The following is a 3,433-nucleotide window of genomic DNA, read 5'->3' on the forward strand; positions in this document are numbered from 1 at the left end:
GCAATCCAGATCGCCCGCCACCTGATCGCGGCCGGTCATTCGGTCGATCTCGGCCTGATGCAGATCAACAGCGCCAACCTGACCCGATTCGGCCTGACACTCCGCAGCGCCTTCAACCCCTGCGCCTCCCTCAGCGCGGCAGGGCTTCTGCTGGCCCGGGATTATCAGCCGGCCGAATCGCCCGGCACCGATCAGGCCGCCCTGCAAATCGCCTTCTCCCGCTACAACACCGGCTCCCCGGTCCAGGGGTTCCAGAACGGCTATGTCCAGCGCGTCGTCGCCACAGCCCGCCGCATCGTCCCCGAGATCGATCCGTCAGCACCGGTAATGGCGCCGCCTCAGACCGCATCAACTTCCCAGACTGCCCCTTCGCACGGGCGGGTCTTTGGCTCGGCAGGGGCAGGACATCCCGCAGTCCCAGCACCCACCAGACCCACCTGGAACATCTTCCCGCGCTCGCTCGGCCCGGCCCGGCTCGCGCGGCACCACGCGGTCACCATCACCGCACATCGCATCGATCCCGCCGGTGCCTCCAACCCTCACAACAGGACATCCCATGTCGAACATCCCGACTGACCTGCGGGCGCGCCTCCGTGCATACGCCACTGATAATTTCGCCGTTGCCCTCGCGACCGCGCAGCGGATCAACCGCTACCGCCCCGCCGCGCTGCTCGCCACCGCCCTGCTGGCCCCGGCGATCGCCCAGGCCCAGGTGGTCACCGGCGGCACCTCCCCAACCACCATCCTCGAAAACATCGCCACCTTCATCCTCGGCCCCTTCGGTGAAACCATCGCCGTGCTCGCCCTGATCGGCATCGGCGTCGCCTTCATGACCGGCAGGGCAGGGATGGGCCTGATCGGGGGCGTGGTCGGCGGCCTCGTGCTGATCTTCGGCTCCTCCTATCTCGTCACCCAGTTCGTCGGCTCCGGCGCCTGATCCATGGAACCCCTCGACCACGATCCGCTGTTCGTGGCTGCCACCAGGCCGGCGCTGTTCCTCGGCCTGCCGATCGGTCTGGTCACCCTGTTCATGCTGGCCTTCGGCCTGATCATCGTCCTGATCCAGAACCCGTTCGATGAACTGATCCTGCTGCCCGCCTGGCTCGCGGCCCGGCTGCTCGTCCGCTACGATTACAACGCCGTGCGGGTGGCCGGGCTGTGGCTCCAGACCAAGGCCCGCGCCCTCGATACCACCCATTGGGGCGGCGCCTCGCCCAGCCCGTTCCCGCTGCGGCTACGCCGGGATGGCGGGCAGGGCAGGGGGGTCATGGGTGTCCCCGGCAGGATCGGGATCAAGAACCGGGAGGCCGCCCATGCGCGGTAACACCGGCTGGTCCGAACGCGATGCCGCGCCCTATCTGCCCTATCTCGGCCATGTCCGCCCGGACGTGATGCTGCTGGACGACGGCAGACTCCTCGCCATGGGTGAACTCGACGGCGTGCCCTGCGAACTCGCCGATGATGCCGAACGCAACGCCGTGACCCGCATGCTCAACGCCCTGTGGAAGAGCATCGCCGATGATAACCTGACCATCGCCACCCATCTGATCCGCCACCAAGACCTCGCTGACCTGCCCGCCGGCGTCTTCCCCAACACGTTCTCCGGAATGCTCGACCGGCTGTACCGGCAACGCGTGCTGGCCGGACGGCTGTATCAGAACCGCTACCTGCTGAGCGTCATCGTCGCCCCACGCAATCCCACCGGTGGCGCAATCGGCGGGAGCAGATTGACCCGCACCCTGGCACGGCTGCGCCGGCAACCGGTGGGTGCCTCCGATCACCTGCTGCTGCAGCTCGAAGACCTCTGGGGCGCGATCAGCCGCACCCTCGATGGCTATGGGCTGCGCCGGCTCGGATTGCGCGACGGGCGGGGCGGCGCGTTCCAGTTCAGCGCCATCGCCGAAGCCCTGCGCCTGATCCTCACGGGCGAATTCCTGCCGGTGCCCCTGGTCAGCGGCCCGATCGGGGCGGCGATCTACACCGATCAGGTGATCTTCGGCCGGCGCGCCTATGAGATCCGCAGCCCCGGCGCCTCCCGCTTCGGGGCGATCTTCGGTCTGCGCGAATACCCCGCCGTGACCTTCCCCGGCATGCTCGATCACCTCCTCGCGCTGCCGTTCCCTTTGGTGCTCTCCCAGAGCTTCGGCTTCCTGGCCCGGCACGACGCCACCGGTAAACTCGCCCTCAAACAGAACCAGATGACGGCCGCCGGCGACAAGGCGCTCTCGCAGATCGATGAACTGACCGACGCCCAGGATCAGCTCGCCTCGGGGCATCTCGCCATGGGCGCCCATCATGTCTCACTGGCGATCTATGCCGATACCCTCCCGGCGCTGAACGCGCGGGCCGGGATCGCCCGCACCGCGCTCGCCGATGCCGGGGCGGTCGCCGTGCAGGAGACGCTCGGCAACGAGGCGGCGTATTTCGCGCAGCTGCCGGGCAATACCGCCTGGCGCACCCGGCCCGGGGCGATCACCACACGGAATTTCGCGGCACTGTCGGGGTTCGATGCGTTTCCGCGGGGAGCGGCCTCAGGACGCTGGGGACCGGCGCTGGTGCGGTTCAGAACCACCGCCGGCACCCCGTATGATTTTGTCCCGCATGTCGGCGACGTCGGCATGACCGCGATCTTCGGCAAGACCGGCCAGGGCAAGACCACGCTGATGCTGTTCCTGCTCGCCCTGTTCCCGCAGTATTTCGCCGAACGCGGCGGGGCCGTGGTGTTCTTCGACAAGGATCGCGGCGGTGAACTGCTCTGCCGCGCGGTCGGCGGGCGCTATCTCGAGATCCGCGGCGGGGTCGACAGCGGCCTCGCCCCGCTGCGCGGCCTCGAGAACAACTCGCAATCGGTCGCTTTTCTGGTGGAATGGGTCAGCGCGCTGATCACCCAGGATGGTCACGGCCCGCTGCCGCCCGATGACGACGCCCGCCTCGCGCGCGGGATCGCCGCCCTGCTGCGGATGCCCCCGGCCCTGCGCTCCTTCTCCGGGCTGCGGCAGTTCCTCGACTGGCGCAGCCCGCTGGGCGCCGGCGCCCGGCTCGAACGCTGGTGCCGCGGCGGCTCGCTCGGCTGGGCCTTCGACGGCGAGGCGGATCACGTCGCGCTCGATGCCGGCATGTGCGGGTTCGATCTGACCGCGATCCTCGACACCCCGATCGTCTGCGCCCCGGCGGCCAGCTATCTGCTCCACCGCATCCGCAACGCCCTCGATGGCCGCCGCTTCGTGCTCTCCTGCGATGAGTTCAATTTCTACCTGCTCAACCCGCTCTTCGCCAAAATCTGGGCGGATTTCTACCTGACCGCCCGCAAGGCCAACGCCGTGGTCATGCTCGCCACCCAGGAACCCGCCCCGGTGCTCGCCTCGCCGATGGGCCAGAGCATCCTCAACCAATGCCAGACCCTGATCTTCTGCCCCACCCCCGGCGCTGATGA

The 3,433-nt window shown here is 68.5% G+C and carries 4 protein-coding genes; all 4 read left to right on the top strand.

Features of this window, described 5'->3' with window-relative positions; translation table 11 throughout:
- Positions 1-576 (top strand): transglycosylase SLT domain-containing protein (locus ACP5E6_RS17295; protein WP_427956292.1); only part of this gene is annotated, 576 nt, incomplete at its 5' end.
- Positions 557-937 (top strand): TrbC/VirB2 family protein, encoded by a 381-nt coding sequence (locus ACP5E6_RS17300; RefSeq protein ID WP_427956294.1) that lies wholly within the window; start codon positions 557-559, stop codon positions 935-937. The genes ACP5E6_RS17295 and ACP5E6_RS17300, both read left to right, overlap by 20 nt.
- A gap of 3 nt (positions 938-940) precedes the next feature.
- Positions 941-1,324 (top strand): type IV secretion system protein VirB3, encoded by a 384-nt coding sequence (locus ACP5E6_RS17305; protein ID WP_427956297.1) that lies wholly within the window; start codon positions 941-943, stop codon positions 1,322-1,324.
- On the top strand, positions 1,314-3,433 hold a 2,120-nt coding region (locus tag ACP5E6_RS17310), incomplete at its 3' end, for a type IV secretion system protein VirB4 (protein ID WP_427956300.1). The genes ACP5E6_RS17305 and ACP5E6_RS17310, both read left to right, overlap by 11 nt.

The organism is Acidiphilium sp. (genome assembly GCF_049977125.1).
In the GTDB taxonomy this organism is placed as follows: domain Bacteria; phylum Pseudomonadota; class Alphaproteobacteria; order Acetobacterales; family Acetobacteraceae; genus Acidiphilium.

Coding starts and splice junctions, on each gene's coding strand:
- ACP5E6_RS17300 (WP_427956294.1), top strand. CDS start 557: ATGTCGAACATCCCGACTGACCTGCGGGCGCGCCTCCGTGCATACGCC.
- ACP5E6_RS17305 (WP_427956297.1), top strand. CDS start 941: ATGGAACCCCTCGACCACGATCCGCTGTTCGTGGCTGCCACCAGGCCG.